Origin of the sequence: Reichenbachiella faecimaris (genome assembly GCF_900176375.1) — a bacterium.
Lineage (GTDB): Bacteria > Bacteroidota > Bacteroidia > Cytophagales > Cyclobacteriaceae > Reichenbachiella > Reichenbachiella faecimaris.
The window spans coordinates 360,314-374,965 of sequence record NZ_FWYF01000003.1; the positions used below are offsets into that span (position 1 = coordinate 360,314).

14 protein-coding genes are annotated in these 14,652 nt (G+C 39.1%); 5 read left to right on the forward strand and 9 right to left on the reverse strand.

Annotated features, from left to right (window positions below; genetic code table 11):
* Positions 1-154: 154 nt before the first annotated feature.
* Entirely contained in the window at positions 155-946 is a 792-nt protein-coding gene (locus B9A58_RS14155) for a Rossmann-like and DUF2520 domain-containing protein (protein ID WP_084373527.1), read from the reverse strand.
* Positions 947-985: 39 nt separating this feature from the next.
* Between B9A58_RS14155 and B9A58_RS14160 the strand changes: the two genes are divergently transcribed.
* The gene (locus B9A58_RS14160; RefSeq protein ID WP_084373528.1) at positions 986-1,852 is read left to right on the forward strand and encodes an alpha/beta fold hydrolase; all 867 of its coding nucleotides are present in this window, start codon (positions 986-988) and stop codon (positions 1,850-1,852) included.
* 58 nt (positions 1,853-1,910) lie between these two features.
* On the opposite strand, the gene secDF is transcribed toward B9A58_RS14160, so the two are convergent.
* Together secDF and B9A58_RS14170 are read right to left on the reverse strand one after the other, a co-directional pair.
* Positions 1,911-4,895: a protein translocase subunit SecDF gene (gene secDF / locus B9A58_RS14165; protein WP_084373529.1), complete on the reverse strand. Its 2,985-nt coding sequence runs from the start codon at positions 4,893-4,895 to the stop codon at positions 1,911-1,913.
* 100 nt (positions 4,896-4,995) lie between these two features.
* Positions 4,996-5,370 carry a hypothetical protein gene (locus B9A58_RS14170; protein ID WP_084373530.1) on the reverse strand — a complete coding sequence of 125 codons (375 nt, stop codon included), beginning with the start codon at positions 5,368-5,370 and terminating at the stop codon, positions 4,996-4,998.
* A 77-nt stretch (positions 5,371-5,447) separates the two neighbouring features.
* On the opposite strand from B9A58_RS14170, the gene B9A58_RS14175 reads away from it, so the two are divergent.
* Positions 5,448-6,389: a glycosyltransferase family 2 protein gene (locus B9A58_RS14175; protein ID WP_084373531.1), complete on the forward strand. Its 942-nt coding sequence runs from the start codon at positions 5,448-5,450 to the stop codon at positions 6,387-6,389.
* Here B9A58_RS14175 and B9A58_RS14180 read toward each other — a convergent pair.
* The 3 genes from B9A58_RS14180 to B9A58_RS14190 form a co-directional block, all read right to left on the reverse strand.
* Positions 6,386-7,192 carry a hypothetical protein gene (locus B9A58_RS14180; protein ID WP_084373532.1) on the reverse strand — a complete coding sequence of 269 codons (807 nt, stop codon included), beginning with the start codon at positions 7,190-7,192 and terminating at the stop codon, positions 6,386-6,388. The two genes, B9A58_RS14175 and B9A58_RS14180, sit on opposite strands and share 4 nt — an antisense overlap.
* A complete protein-coding gene (rsgA, locus tag B9A58_RS14185; RefSeq protein WP_084373533.1) occupies positions 7,192-8,115 on the reverse strand; it encodes a ribosome small subunit-dependent GTPase A in 924 nt (307 codons plus the stop codon). Before rsgA ends, B9A58_RS14180 begins: the two co-directional genes overlap by 1 nt.
* 76 nt (positions 8,116-8,191) lie before the next feature.
* Entirely contained in the window at positions 8,192-8,821 is a 630-nt protein-coding gene (locus B9A58_RS14190) for a peroxiredoxin (RefSeq protein ID WP_084373534.1), read from the reverse strand.
* Positions 8,822-9,034: 213 nt separating this feature from the next.
* Here B9A58_RS14190 and B9A58_RS14195 point away from each other — a divergent pair, with 213 nt between their 5' ends.
* Complete coding sequence (locus B9A58_RS14195; RefSeq protein ID WP_139793901.1) at positions 9,035-10,141, forward strand: DUF6588 family protein; 1,107 nt, start codon at positions 9,035-9,037, stop codon at positions 10,139-10,141.
* A 190-nt stretch (positions 10,142-10,331) separates the two neighbouring features.
* On the opposite strand, the gene B9A58_RS20410 is transcribed toward B9A58_RS14195, so the two are convergent.
* Positions 10,332-10,502, reverse strand: coding sequence for a hypothetical protein (locus B9A58_RS20410; RefSeq protein ID WP_176214791.1), 171 nt, complete (start codon positions 10,500-10,502; stop codon positions 10,332-10,334).
* A gap of 150 nt (positions 10,503-10,652) precedes the next feature.
* Here B9A58_RS20410 and B9A58_RS14200 point away from each other — a divergent pair, with 150 nt between their 5' ends.
* Together B9A58_RS14200 and B9A58_RS14205 are read left to right on the forward strand one after the other, a co-directional pair.
* Entirely contained in the window at positions 10,653-11,108 is a 456-nt protein-coding gene (locus B9A58_RS14200; protein WP_084373536.1) for a low molecular weight protein-tyrosine-phosphatase, read from the forward strand.
* Positions 11,105-11,959, forward strand: coding sequence for a fructosamine kinase family protein (locus tag B9A58_RS14205; protein WP_084373537.1), 855 nt, complete (start codon positions 11,105-11,107; stop codon positions 11,957-11,959). The genes B9A58_RS14200 and B9A58_RS14205 overlap by 4 nt, the downstream gene beginning before the upstream one ends.
* A 13-nt stretch (positions 11,960-11,972) precedes the next feature.
* Here the strand turns inward: B9A58_RS14205 and B9A58_RS14210 are convergent, their stop codons facing one another.
* Together B9A58_RS14210 and B9A58_RS14215 are read right to left on the reverse strand one after the other, a co-directional pair.
* Complete coding sequence (locus B9A58_RS14210; protein WP_084373538.1) at positions 11,973-13,268, reverse strand: hypothetical protein; 1,296 nt, start codon at positions 13,266-13,268, stop codon at positions 11,973-11,975.
* Between the two features lie 70 nt (positions 13,269-13,338).
* Entirely contained in the window at positions 13,339-14,631 is a 1,293-nt protein-coding gene (locus B9A58_RS14215; protein ID WP_084373539.1) for an aspartate kinase, read from the reverse strand.
* Positions 14,632-14,652: the final 21 nt, after the last annotated feature.

Below are 14,652 nucleotides of genomic sequence, written 5' to 3' on the forward strand. Positions count from 1 at the left end.
AAATTGCCTGGTGTGCAAGATATTGAGTTTGGCAGAATGAGAGGGTACACCCAGCTGGGGCTTGGTGCAAAATATCTTATCCTCAACAATCTTGAAATGGAGTTGTCCTATGCTAATTTCATTCTGTCCAAACGAGATGGGGCAGGGCACGCTTTCAATTTGGGCGTGAGAATTTTGAGGTAATCATTGCTGTCAGTCTATCGTAGATAGATTTGAGTGCTGGATTTTGGTCTAACGATTTCAAGTGACTTTCAATGGTCTTGCTGTCCCCTCTTTTTGCTGGCCCAGTCAATGCTTTGTCCGTGCCAAAATCAAAAGCGTTTTGAATGGATTCAAAAACCAAAGGCTCTAAAATTTTCAAATCAAGCGAAGTGTCTTGTAGAATTTCCTCGGCAGCTGCTAGCATGCGGTTTGTAAAATTACTGGCAAAAACGGCTGCGATATGCAGCTTTTTCCGCTCTTCTCCAGATACCAATTTCACGTGATTACTGATGGTCGACCCCAGAGACAACAGTACGTCTTCGGCATGGGTATCAGTACCTTCAATCAAAATTGGGACTGTTTTGAAATCAACTACCTTATTCAGAGTGAATGTTTGAAGAGGATAGAATATACCTCCAGCATTGGTATCCAAGATTTCAATAGGCACTGTTCCAGAGGTGTGAAAGAGCAGAGCACCTTTTGGTGGTTGAAATTGACCAACTACTTCATGAATGGTGTCGTCAGATACGGCCACAACAAATAGCTTTGATTCACTATGGGATAAGTCAAGTGAGTCAGTGGCGCTCGATCCTGGCAACGCTCTACTCAATTTTTCAGCATGAGTGATAGAACGGCTATATATTTCATTGATAAAAATGCCCTGCGCTTTGAAAGCATGAGCTAAACTGGTAGCTACTCTTCCAGAACCAATGATGCTTACTTTTTGATCTATAAAATCATCCATGTTGATTTGCTTAACTTTAACAAACTACAAGGCGAATCTATGGAAAATTGTTCACTAGATCAGTGGTATGATACGGCCCAAACATTTGAATGGAATGGACATTCCATAGTTTATAAAGAACAGCAGGCTGAAAAGGAAATACTGTTGTTGATCCACGGATTCCCTACTGCATCGTATGATTGGTGGAAGATATGGAAGCCACTTACCGAGCGTTTTTCAGTCATTGCTCCAGATATGATTGGATTTGGTTATTCAGATAAGCCCTACGATTTTCCTTATGCTATCATGAAACAGGCAGATCTTATACTGGATTTACTCAAAGAAAAAGAAATCAAAGCATTTCATATTCTGGCTCATGACTATGGAGATACAGTGGCTCAAGAGATTTTGGCTCGTGCCAATGAAAACCAAAATTTCATCGTGAAATCAACTTGCCTGCTCAATGGTGGCATATTTCCCGAAGCGCATCATCCGATTTTAATTCAAAAGTTATTAATGAGTCCGATTGGATTTGTTCTCAGCCGTCTGTTGAACCAAAAGAAGTTTGAAAAATCATTTTCTAAGATTTTTGGAAAACATACACAGCTGACAGCAGGAGAACTGAGCATTTATTGGCAGCTGGTTTCTAGGGCCAATGGGCACAGAATAGCACACAAAATCATTCGATATATGAGGGAACGAGTGGAGAATCGCGAACGATGGGTGAGGGCCTTGCAGGATTACCCAAACAAACTAGGGTTGATCAATGGCCCTGAAGATCCTATTTCAGGAAAGGTGATGGTTGAACGATTTCAAGAGATCATATCAGAAGAAAACATCTGGTTGCTAGAAAATATTGGTCATTACCCGCAAGTAGAAGATCCGAAAGGAACGTTGGAATCTTACTTCCAGTTTATTGATCAATAAAAAAAACCCTTCCAAAGTTTAAACTTTGGAAGGGTTCGTTAGTTTGATTAATTGAGTTTTACTCCTTCTCCTTGTTGAAGTCGATGACTATTGGTGTAGCAATGAACAATGAAGAGTAAGTACCAATTAAAATACCTACAATCAAAGCGAATGAGAAGCCTTTCAATACAGCCCCACCAAATAAGAACAATACAATAACCACAATCAAAGTAGTGACAGACGTGATCATTGTTCTGTTGATCGTACTGTTCAGTGACTCATTGAAAATCGCTTTCATATTGCCACCTGCTTTGATATCAAGATTTTCTCTAACTCTATCAAATACTACCACAGTATCATTGATAGAATAACCAATGATGGTCAACATGGCCGCGATGAAAACCTGATCAACTTCGAATGAAATGCCGAACATATTGGCAATAGCGAAAGCTGATAGTACGAACAGTGTATCGTGGAAAAGTGCAATGATTGCACCTAATCCAAATTGCCATTTTCTAAATCTTACGAGGATGTAAAGGAAGATGACAATCAAAGCGAAAACTACAGATTCTGTAGATGCTTTTTTGATATCATCTGCGATAGTGGCGCCTACTTTAGAAGAGCTTGCAATTGTGAAATTGCCAGCTTCAGCTTTGGTGTCGTCTAGCACATAAGTCAATCCCGTGAATTCAGAAACGCCACTCACTAATGCGGCTTTCACGTTTGCATCTGCTTCATCAGACTCATCATTGATCAAGTAACTGGTGGTTACTTTGAGTACATTGTTGGCACCATAAGTTTTTACTTCTACACCCTGATTGTCGAAAGATGACCCTAGTGCTACTTTCAATGCAGAGGATTCTACTGGATTGTCGAAGGACACCACATAAGATCTACCTCCTGTAAAATCCACACCATAAGTCAATCCTTTGATCAACATGGCGATGATACCAATGGTGATAAATATTGTAGAAAACAAGTAAGCAAATTTTCTCTTAGAGATAAAGTCGAAGTTCATACCTGACAAGGCGTTTTTAGAAAGACCTGTAACGAATGAAATTTTGCTCTGATCTCCTTTTTTGCTAAACCATTCTACAAATACTCTGGTAATGAACACCGCAGAGAAGAATGAACATGCAATACCTACCATTAGCGTGATAGCAAATCCTTTCACTGGTCCTTGACCCAAAGTGTAAAGAATAATACCAACTAAGAAAGTAGTGACGTTCGCATCTACGATAGAAGAATATGCCTTTTTATAACCAGAAGAAATGGATTGCTTCAGTCCAGCACCATTTTTCAATTCCTCTTTAATTCTTTCGAAAATCAGTACGTTGGCATCAATAGACATACCAATGGTCAGCACAATACCTGCAATACCAGGAAGTGTCAATGCTGCACTCAATTGAGCCAAGATTCCTAAAATGAAGAATACGTTGAAGAACAAAGCCAAGTTAGCAATCATACCACCACCTGAATAGTAAGCGATCATGAATACGATCACAATAGCCAAACCAGCGAAGATGGAAAGCATTCCTTGATCCTGCGCTACTTTACCCAAAGTTGGTCCGATTACCACATCTTCTACAATAGTAGTAGGAGCAGGAAGTGATCCTGCTTTCAAAATGTTTGCTAAATCTTTTGCTTCTTCTAGCGTGAAGTTACCAGTGATTTGAGAGCTTCCATTAGGAATCTCACCTTGTACATTTGGTGCAGAGTATACATAGTTGTCCAGTACAATCGCGATACGTCTGTTCACGTTGTCACCTGTCAATTTTTTCCATTTTTTGGCACCAGTTGCATTCATATTCATGCTGATAGCTGGAGCAGTTCTTTGATCTAAGTCTTGACGTGCGTCTACAATTACTTCTCCACTCAATGGTGCTTTTCCACCACGATTAGTTTTGATTGCATACAATTCCAAGAATTCATCCTGGCTCAATTCGTCTTGATTTTTGATTGGCTTCACCAGCCACATGAATTTAATCGTAGAAGGAATGACCTGCTGAACTTTAGGGTTCTTCAACATTCTGTTGACCTGTGCAGTGTCTTTCAAATCATACACCAGTCCATACTGTGCTTTCAACAAGCTAAACAATGGAGATACTTGTGAGTTGAAAGTAGAATCAACTGCCGTGCTGTCGCTAGCCAACTGTGCTTCTAAATCATCGGTATCCAAAGAATCAGTTTCAGAATCATCAGACAATAAATCACCTAAATCTTCAGATGCTGTGGTTTCAGTTGCATCTTCACCAGAAATTTCAGGCAATTCCGCTTTCATTTCTTTCACCATCACATCATTCATAGCCTGAAGTGTTGGGAAAATTTCTTGCATTTCGTGCACCTCCCAGAATTCTAGCTTGGCTACACCTTGCAAAAGTTTTCTAACTCTTTCAGGGTTGTCAACACCTGGTAGTTCGATCTGGATTCTACCTGTCCCTTGCAATCTCTGAATGTTTGGCTGAGACGTACCGAATCTGTCAATTCTGGTTCTCAAGATATTGAATGATCTTTCGATTGCTCCGTCTACTTCCGTGTTGATCAAGTCCATTACTTCGTCGTCAGAAGTGCTTAAACTGATTCTCCCTCTATTGGCTGCTGTAGCGAATACACTGGCCAAAGATTGGTCTGGAGCGATCTCTTTGTATGAATTGTAGAATTCAGACACAAAATCTAGCTGCGTGCCTTTCACATTTTTCTTAGCCATATCTAAGGCTTTCAAGAAATTTGGATCCGTACTATTGCCACTGATTCCTTTGACGATTTCTACTGGAGAAACCTCCAAAGTCACATGCATACCACCCTGAAGGTCAAGTCCAAGGTTCAATTCTGTTTCTTTGATTTCTTTATATGTAAAATCCACACCAAAGAGATTGTAAACAGGCTCGTTCCATACAGAATCGAGGTATTGTTGTTTCTTTTGGTAATCTGTAGTGTTTTCTACAGTTGCTGCATCAATTGCTTGCTGGTTTACTCGCTGCGCCACAAAAGTGAACGACAGGTAATAAACACAAAGTAAGGAGACTACAATCGTGAGTAGTACTACTCCGCCTTTATTTTTCATTTCTATAAATGTTTAAAAAAGTAATTACTAAGTAAAATTTTTATTGAATGAGTGGTCGTGAGTGACCAGGTTTAGTTTGCCGGAAGGCAAAAGAATGTGCTTAGGGTGCGTTAGGGGCAATGATAATATTGAAAAGTACCTTGAGGAGCTTTTCGGGTAGACGGACTGCCAGTCGATCCAAAGTCTGCATTTCAGAAGTCTCAACCTCGGGTTGATCATTCAAAACAAAATCCAAAGGAGCGAAATGAATCTGAGCAGTAGGAGCTACTGCTTCCAAAGTAGATAGTTGTGACTCATTAGGTATCTCCTTTTCGGAATCTCCCTTTTCGTCAGCAATATCTTTATCCAATTGGCAAATGAATTCACAATCAGCATATACCTTCAATACCGGCTGAGCCACAATGCCCAACGCAGCCACCATTCCTATCACAAGAATGAGCATTTTGTACTTCGATATGTTATTGATGAAATTCATTCCACACAGCATCTGCCGCAAAAGTATATAAATATTAATTAGATGGAAGAACCCAACAAATATTTAGTTTTGAAGCCATGGAAAATCCTTTGGTATCGGTCATTTGTCTTTGTTACAATCAGGCGAGATTCGTTCAAGAGGCTTTAGATTCTGTAATGACCCAAAGTTATGATTCCATAGAACTAATTATAGTAGATGATGCAAGTTCGGATGGGAGTCAAAACGAAATAGACAACTGGCTCAGTAAGCACACTGGAATTTCATTTCTGCCCATAAAGGAAAATTTGGGCAGTACAGTGGCCTTTAATCAAGGGCTAAAATTGGCCACAGGTAAGTATATCATTGATTTGGCTGCTGATGATATTTTGCTTGCTGATCGAATTGAAAAACAGGTCCGATTTTTCGAAAAACAGGCTAAAAAAGTTGGCGTGATTTATTCCAATGGGACATACATCAGCGAGGTTGGAGAAAAACTTCAAACCCATTTCGACAAGGATAGATTGATGCCTTATGAAGGAAATATCTATGAAAACGTCATTGACACCTATTTTATTCCTACACCCACCATGATGATGAGGAAGGATGTTTTGGATGAGCTGAATGGGTATGATGAATCACTGGCCTATGAAGATTTTGATTTTTGGGTGAGATCTTCAAGAAATTGGAACTATGCCTATCAGCCAGAGGTACTTACTTTGATTAGAAAAAGTGACCAATCCTATTCTACCAGTTGGTATAAGCAGGGGGATGCTCAATTACATTCTACTTATCTGGTTTGTGAAAAAATCAGATCGATAAACAAAAGTGAGTCCGAGCAAATGGCATTGATAAGGCGCCTTCAGTTTGAGCTCAGACAATCTGCTTTTTCTGGAAATCATAAAGAATTTGATTGTTTTTATCATCTGTACAAGCGACTCAAACAGCCATCTGGGTTTTATCGATTGTTGAACGCCCTAAATAAAATGAAACTGGATTTATCATTTGTCAGAAGGGTGTATCATAAGTTCAGATTTGGCTAGGGCTTGCGCCAAAATCTCATTTCAAGCGAAATCCGGGTTTGGTTGGTGTTTAGATTCAAAGATCCACCATGAATTAAGTAGGGAGAGAAGACAAGAATTTCATTTGAACCAGGGTTTGGTCTGACAAAGTTCAAAGACTCTTTTGAGTCGATCAAGCCAGGCACATTGAATTGAACGTCGTTCATTTTGGCACCAGCTTTAGTTCTAACAAATGTATCCTCATTCAGTAAATGAGAACCTTCCGCCAGAATTAATGATGACTTTTCATTGCTCCCACAGATCGGAATATACAGATTGATGCAATCCTTGAGCTCTTCCATCCATCCGTCCTTGTGCAAAGGGTTGAAGTCCTTGCGATTGGGCCGAATGATTCGAAAGTGAAAAACACGTTCGCCATTCATAGGTTTGATGCTATACACGGGGATACCACATATTTCAGAAACTGCTTTTTCAAGTTTTTCAAAATAAGGATCTAATTCATAGCCTTGTATAAGTTTCGTTTTGTCAACTATCGCCAAGTGCTGCTCGTAATTCTCAACTCTGGTGTGATACTCAGAGATTTTGTTGGGGTCTAGGTGAATACCACTTTCTAGGAATTTGTTTAGCAGAATGCCTGTAAGGACTTGAATGAATGAATGGTAGGTGCTGTTATCAAAAAGGTTCTGTACAGTATATCCTTGCCTATGCCAGGTGGTTGTTTTTGTAAGGTCATCTTCTCGATCAATCAATCTGTCCTGTTTGGCGATAATTGATTCCCCTTCAACGCTGTATTCGTATTGATCTTGACCGACTGTGATATTCATTATCTTCTATTGTCATCACCTATCAGCATGCTCAAATAGCTGTCATATCTGCTTTGGGATATTTCACCTTGTTCGTATGCTGTAGCAATAGCACATCCTGGCTCGTGCGTATGCGTACAGTTATTGAACTTGCACTGACCGAGTAGCTCTCTCAACTCCGGAAAGTAATGACTGAGCTCGTCTTTTTCGATTTCTGCCAAACCCAATTCTTTGATACCAGGTGTATCTATGATGTAGGAGTTTTCTGCTACTTTAAACCTTTCGGCAAAAGTGGTCGTATGGATTCCCTTTTCAGAGAATTCTGAAATTTCAGAAGTTTTTTGATCTGCTTCAGGTATCAGTTGGTTGACCAAAGTGGATTTTCCTACCCCTGAGTGCCCTGAAATAAGTGTGGTTTGATCAGATAGGGACTTTTTGAAAGAAGCTATGTCCTTAGCATCAAGTGCAGAAATGAATGCTGTTTTATACCCCAAAACTTCATACTCCTTCATTTTTTCTTTTAATGCTTCTAGTTCTTCTCCAGAAAGCAAGTCGATCTTGTTGCACAAAATCATGCCAGGAATACGAAAGGCTTCAGCTGTCACTAAAAATCGATCAATAAAACCTAGTGATGTTTTTGGATTCGCAACAGTGGCTACAATTACTGCCAGGTCAATATTACTGGCAATGATATGGCCATGACCTTTTTTCTTTGGAGAGGTTCTAATGATGTAATTTTCTCTGGGTAAAATATCTGATATAATCCAAGCCTCAGCATTGCCTTCATCTTCAAGGAGTTCTACCTTGTCTCCCACGGCAACCGGATTGGAAATCTTTTTGTCTTCAAGTTTGAATTTACCCTTGAGCCTGCATTGGTAGTTGGTACCATCTTGTCCTTCTACCAAATACCACAATCCCATCGATTTTGTTACCGTTCCTTGCATCTGTCTTTTTTGGTAGGGCTAAAATAAAAAAGTCCTCCATCAAGGAGGACTTTTCAAAGCGATATAATCGTATTTCTTAGTGCTTAGAAAGATAGTCAGCTACACCTTCTCTAGTGGCTTGCATGGCATCTTTGCCCTCTTCCCAGTTTGCAGGGCAAACTTCACCATGTTTCTCCACATACTGAAGGGCGTCTACCAATCTGATCATTTCGTCAATGTTTCTTCCAAGAGGAAGGTCATTGATAGTCTCATGTCTTACAGTTCCTTCTTTGTCGATCAAGAAAGTTCCTCTAAATGCGATTGGCAAACCTTTGAAAGAGAGTTGACCTTCTTCATCATAATCCCAGTCTCCAGCTAGTACCCCATAGTTGTTTGCGATAGTTTTGCTAGTATCAGCTACCAATGGATAAGTAACACCTTCAATTCCTCCTTTGTTTTTGTCGGTCATCAACCATGCCAGGTGAGTCTCTTCAGTGTCTGTAGAAGCACCAACTACAGCAACCCCTCTTTTTTCGAATTCAGCTAACTTTTCTTGGAAAGCCAAGATTTCAGTTGGACAAACGAAAGTGAAATCCTTTGGGTAGAAGAAGAATACCACTTCTTTCTGACCTAAATATTGATCCAATGAAAATGATTCAACTATTTCGTCGCCGTTAACAACTGCAGGCGCAGTAAATAAGGGTGCTTTTTTTCCTACTAATGACATATTACGTGTAAATATTTATGTTGTAAATCTTAATGCCCCAAAATTACTCTTTCAATATTGCCAGACCGAAAGATTAAATCAATTTTATTTATCGGTCGATAGAATTCTTTTCTTACTAGACAAAATGGACTAGTTCAACTAAGAAAAGACCTTAATTTGTATTATTACTGTAATTAGCTTTATTTTTAAACTACGAAATAAAAACTGATAATCATGAGATTGAACTTTACTAAATCAATATTTATACTGGGGATCATCTTTTGCCTTTCCCCAATGACAAAATCCTTTGCACAGGATTTTGTTGATATATTTAGAGCCCCTGAAGAGGATGTGACAGAATATCTAAACAGTTACATCAAACCTGGAATGTTTTCTTTTGCCAACGGTATGGCAGGCGGATGGTACAACACTGCTAAAACCCATAAACCACTTGGTTTTGACCTTACTTTGACTGTGAACGTGGCCAACATCCCAAATGACCAGCGTCAATTTTTGTTTAACCCGAATAATTATTCTAATCTTAGACTTGAAGGGTCTCCTAGTGGAACTACAGATTTACCCACTTTGGTAGGTGGAGATACAAATGAGCGCTTAGAGTTGCAAGGTACTTATACAGCTCCAGATGGTGAGTCTTACGAGTATACGGCTACTACATTTGATGCACCTGAAGGGTTTGACCCCTCTGATTTGAATTTGCCAATAGTAGGGGTTCCTGTGCCAATGATTCAATTGGGTGTTGGGTTGATTAAAAACACAGATATTAAAATCAGATATGGTAAGTACGAGGCGACAGTAGATGCGAGTTCTGGATTGAGCAATGATCTCAAATACGGCGTAAATTTATTCGGAGTTGGTATAATGCATGATTTCAAACAATGGATTCCAGGAATCAAACATTTGCCATTGGATATGTCCATCTTCGTAGGTTACATGAGGTTTAAATCTACAGTGGATTTTGATGAGGATAACTCTTCATTTTCAGCCGAGGGGACAACAGAGATGATTGCTAATAATACAACCATTCAAGCTTTAGTCTCTAAGAAACTTTCTATTCTTACCCTATATGGCGGCATTGGATATAATGCAGTTTCTAGTGGATTGAAAGTTAAGGGACATATTGAAAATAAAGAATTGCAGAATAGTATTACTGGAGAGAATTATGAAGTAGATGACCCTGTTGATTTTACTTATGATGGAGGAAGTACATTCCGTGGTACTGTAGGGTTGAGATTGAAACTGGCCTTTATTACCCTTCACACTGACTACACCTTCCAGAAGTATAATACGTTGACTGCTGGTTTAGGCTTCAGCTTTAGATAAAAACACAAAACCATATAAAAACGAAAAGCCCCGATTGTGATCTCGGGGCTTTTCATTTTTGATAAAAATGTTAAACAGGTGTATGAATAAAATTTGTGTTATGTACCTCTTTATACTAGATACATAAACAAAGTAACCACCTGTAGTAATTTTTTTTAAAATATTTTTTTGGGATCAAAATTGGAGACGATTAATCTCTAATGGATGCAGTAATCACCGAAATACTATCCTTAGGAGAAAGGGCCTGCTTGGCAGCAGTAAGCATATCACTAGATCTGTTCACTTTACTCGCTAATAGAATCAGAAACAAGAGGGATAACTTGAGGATAAAGGTTAGTTCCGACTTTGTTTTTCTCGACATACTTGGAGTGGTTTAATTTCTCGAAGGTAAAATTATACAATAATAAGACTGAGTAAATTTCATTTCGATGAATTCACCGAATTAATAGACAAACACTACAATGTGTATAGTTTTATTAATTTTCTGCTTACAATTAATATCTTGAGTAGTATGAAAAAAGTATTGTTTGTGTGTCTTGGGAATATTTGCAGGTCTCCACTTGGTGAGGCGATTTTCAACCACAAGGCTGATAGCTTAGCGATGATAGCTGATTCTGCAGGCACCGCAGCTTACCATGTTGGAGAAAAGCCAGATCATCGCAGCATAGAAGTAGCTAGAAAGCACGGAGTGCCTATAAAGCATAAAGCCAGAAAATTTATCGCAGAGGATTTTAATCGATTTGACTATGTGTTGGCCATGGATGAACACAATTTCGAAGACATGAAGGCCTTGACTGCTGGAAGCACTGAGCATTTATTCTTGTTAAGAGCCTTTGATCCAAAATCGAATGGTGATTTAAACGTACCAGATCCCTATTATGGTGGGCCAGAAGGCTTTGAAAATGTTTTTCAGATGGTGTCACGATCCGTAGATGAGCTAATCAAATACATTGAATCACAGAAATGAAATTTCTGAATGAGGCGGTAAGGCAATTGTTTCAAACCGAAACTGATGCTAATACAATTAAGCCAATTGGTGGAGGATGCATTCATCAGGCAGGGGTATTTCAGCACAATCATCAAAATTATTTTATCAAATGGAATAGCAATGCATCAGAAATGTTCGAGGCTGAGACCAAAGGTCTGGTGCTATTAAAAAATACAAATTCAATTGACGTACCTGAAGTAATTGGCCAAGGAGCAGTAGGGAATATTGACTATTTATGCTTAGAATATATAGAATCACGGCAAACAAGTCCAGACTTTTGGGAGAGTTTTGGACAGGGTTTGGCTGAACTTCATAAGCATACGGCTAATTCCTTTGGGTTGGGGCACGATAATTTTATAGGCAGCCTTCGTCAGATAAATAAAAAACATCTTGACTGGACTGATTTTTTTATCAATGAGCGTCTCATCCCTCAATTAAAAATGGCTAGAGACAAGGGATTTATTGATGATCAGGTAAATGCCAAATTTGACCTACTATTTAAAAAATTGCCGCACCTGATTCCAAATGAGCGACCTTCCCTATTACATGGAGACTTGTGGTCTGGTAACTTTTTAGTTGGAGACCAGGGGCAACCAGTGATTTTCGATCCAGCTGCTTATTATGGTCATCGCGAAGCAGAAATTGCTTTTACAGGATTGTTTGGAGGATTTGATGATAGGTTTTATGAAAACTATGAGACGGCTTATCCTTTGCAGCCAGGTTATAAAGAAAGAGTGGGTATTTTTAATTTATACCCACTCCTTGTTCATGTTAATCTTTTTGGATTGGCTTATTTATCTCAGGTTAAGCAAATTTTGGCAAAACTCTAAAGGGACAATTTCATCAATCGCTAAATTCCACATAAGCATCTGGACTTGCCTGAGAAGACAAATGAGAAATCCACCCACGATACCCAGGATAACCATAAGGAGCTGGTTCACAATGTAGTTCTTCAGTCCCAATACCTAATGAACTGGTAACTGCTGTAGCCTGATGATGTCCATAGGTTACGTTAATAGCAGGCCCATCATAGATGACAAAGTTAACGTCACTTCCAGGAGTACTTGAACGAGCAGTTCCACTATTACTACATAGTGAAGAAAAGGCTCTTTGCTTTACCCCATTTACTTTGTATCTGACGTTGACTACATATTCCTCTGGAACCCAGGTTTTCCAACCTGTATTGAACCAGTTGATGATCAGTCTGTTGCAGTTTGTGCTTGCACTATAAACAGTTCTTGTGTACTGCGTGCCAATGATGGGTCGGTAGCAATATTCAAAACAATCAGACGGATCTACTACCTGTTTAATTGGCTGGTTTATAGCCGTCTCATTTGACGGAGCTATGCGTTTCAATTTTTCTTCACCAGGACAATCCAGCCTACAGACTTCTGGGCCATAAATGGGTCTTGTATAGGTGTGAATTTTTGCGGTTAGATAAATTTCATAACCAGCGTTTTTCCCATGGCCGGTTTGGTTAAAATTACGTCTTGAATTTGACTCTCCATCTCCTATGCCAGGAAGTACGTAATCAACGATTACTTGTGCGGTTGATTGGGTAATATTGTCCAGCTGGCTAATCAGTGATGCATCACCTTCAAGGATAATTTTTGAGTTGTCACCATTATACTGGAACAAGTGTCCGTTTACTTTTAGAATCCCTTGGCTGTTTAAGATTGGGGCTAAATTAGGTCGAAACAGATTCATCCCCATGATTCTATTCGATTCATCAAATTCAAATAATCTCATGTTTTGAGCAACCATTGGTTGAAGGTCGAAAGTTGGCAGTGGGGTTTTTGATAATTCTTCTTCCGAAAGTTCATTTTTAAGTTTTGAAATGAGCATTTCTTCATAAAGATATTGCTCGTATTGGGCAGCACGATAAATATCCTCAAATGATTCGAAATCAAATTGGTTTTTCCAAGCATCTATTTCTGCTTGATCTGCCGTTTCAAAAAATTCGATGGTTTCATCCAGTGCTTCCGTGGATGCAAATTCAAGGTATTTTCCGTTATACCTTACTTTCATGTCAGAACTGTAAGCGAATTCTTCTTTGCTAGGTGTAGGCTCGTCTATTTGAGAGCAACTGTTGAACACTAGTCCAGCAATAATTAGACTAGCGGTTAGGGTGTTTTTCATGATAAGTTTATGTTAGTAAAAAACACAAAATACAGATTGCAGCAAACAATTACAAATTGTTTAATTCTCCTTATCCGAGCGAATTGCGAGACATTTCAGTATGCTTTTCCTCAGGAACATAAAGCAAGTGATATACATCTTTCGATTTTTGCTCTAGCAAAACCTCTTTTCTATCGTAAATCTTATCCAATGCCTGCTGATCATAGCCTTTTACAGTTAGCATTTCAAGATTGTCTCTCATTTCAATGTTAAAGGTGTCGCTTAATCGTTCAACTAATTTTTCAACCTTGTCAAATTTCTTATCTATACAAATAGAGAAACTTACGGCAGAGTTTTGCATCAAATTGATTTTGATATTCAGTTGATCAAGAGAATTGAAGATTAGGCTCAGTTTTTTCTCGTCTATGAAGGTGAAGTCAGTGACCTTAAAATCAATGAAAACCTGTTTGGTTTTTAGAATAAAAGATGCAGGATGCTTCTCAGCTGAGTCAGCACCAATTACTGTACCTAATTCTTGCGGCGCGTTAAATGGTCGGACATATAGCTTGATCCCATTCTGAGCTAAAGGTTTAATGGTTCTTGGGTGAATAATTGAAGCACCATAATATGTCATTTCAGAAGCGTCCGTGTAACTCAGCTTGGGGATAATCACAGCATCTGGCATTTTGCTGGGATCAGCGGTCATCACGCCTGGTACGTCTTTCCATACTGTCACGGACTCTGCGTTTAACCCAGTGGCAAAAATGGCTGCACTAAAATCCGACCCTTCTCTACCAAGTGTTGTCGTTTTTCCTTCACCATTAGACCCTATAAAACCTTGCGTGATTACAATCGCATCTTTGGCGAAGGCAGGAATTTTTTCACTGATATTACGTTTGGTCATGTCCCAATCTACACGAGCGTCAATGTAGTTGTAGTCTGTTTTGACATAATTTCGGGCATCTATCCAGATGGTTTTATGGATGTTCTGATTGAGATAATTCCGTATAATTCTGGTAGAGAGCAATTCTCCCTGGCTCACCATTTCACTATAGACCTCCATGTAGGCTTTGCCCTCTGCGAAATTTAGATATTTGGCTATACCTTCGAAAATAGATTCCAGTCTTTCAAATACTTGATGACCTGGGTCAAACAATCCGTTTGAAATCTCAAGGTGAAAGCGCTTAATCTCCTTCAATTCTGCTTGCCAATTGCCTTTTTTGAAAAATACACTCACCAATTCTTCTAATGCGTTCGTGGTTTTGCCCATGGCAGATACGATCACGACCAATTCATCATTACAGAATTGCTTGATTACTTCAGCTACGTTTTTTACAGATGGGGCGTCTTTTACAGACGCTCCACCAAATTTGAATACTTTCATCTTGAATAAATTAGGGAGGCA

Coding starts and splice junctions, on each gene's coding strand:
- secDF (WP_084373529.1), bottom strand. CDS start 4,895: ATGAAAAATAAAGGCGGAGTAGTACTACTCACGATTGTAGTCTCCTTA.
- B9A58_RS14160 (WP_084373528.1), top strand. CDS start 986: ATGGAAAATTGTTCACTAGATCAGTGGTATGATACGGCCCAAACATTT.
- rsgA (WP_084373533.1), bottom strand. CDS start 8,115: ATGCAAGGAACGGTAACAAAATCGATGGGATTGTGGTATTTGGTAGAA.
- B9A58_RS14215 (WP_084373539.1), bottom strand. CDS start 14,631: ATGAAAGTATTCAAATTTGGTGGAGCGTCTGTAAAAGACGCCCCATCT.
- B9A58_RS14175 (WP_084373531.1), top strand. CDS start 5,448: ATGGAAAATCCTTTGGTATCGGTCATTTGTCTTTGTTACAATCAGGCG.
- B9A58_RS14180 (WP_084373532.1), bottom strand. CDS start 7,192: ATGAATATCACAGTCGGTCAAGATCAATACGAATACAGCGTTGAAGGG.
- B9A58_RS14210 (WP_084373538.1), bottom strand. CDS start 13,268: ATGAAAAACACCCTAACCGCTAGTCTAATTATTGCTGGACTAGTGTTC.
- B9A58_RS14170 (WP_084373530.1), bottom strand. CDS start 5,370: ATGAATTTCATCAATAACATATCGAAGTACAAAATGCTCATTCTTGTG.
- B9A58_RS14190 (WP_084373534.1), bottom strand. CDS start 8,821: ATGTCATTAGTAGGAAAAAAAGCACCCTTATTTACTGCGCCTGCAGTT.
- B9A58_RS20410 (WP_176214791.1), bottom strand. CDS start 10,502: ATGTCGAGAAAAACAAAGTCGGAACTAACCTTTATCCTCAAGTTATCC.
- B9A58_RS14155 (WP_084373527.1), bottom strand. CDS start 946: ATGGATGATTTTATAGATCAAAAAGTAAGCATCATTGGTTCTGGAAGA.
- B9A58_RS14205 (WP_084373537.1), top strand. CDS start 11,105: ATGAAATTTCTGAATGAGGCGGTAAGGCAATTGTTTCAAACCGAAACT.
- B9A58_RS14200 (WP_084373536.1), top strand. CDS start 10,653: ATGAAAAAAGTATTGTTTGTGTGTCTTGGGAATATTTGCAGGTCTCCA.
- B9A58_RS14195 (WP_139793901.1), top strand. CDS start 9,035: ATGAGATTGAACTTTACTAAATCAATATTTATACTGGGGATCATCTTT.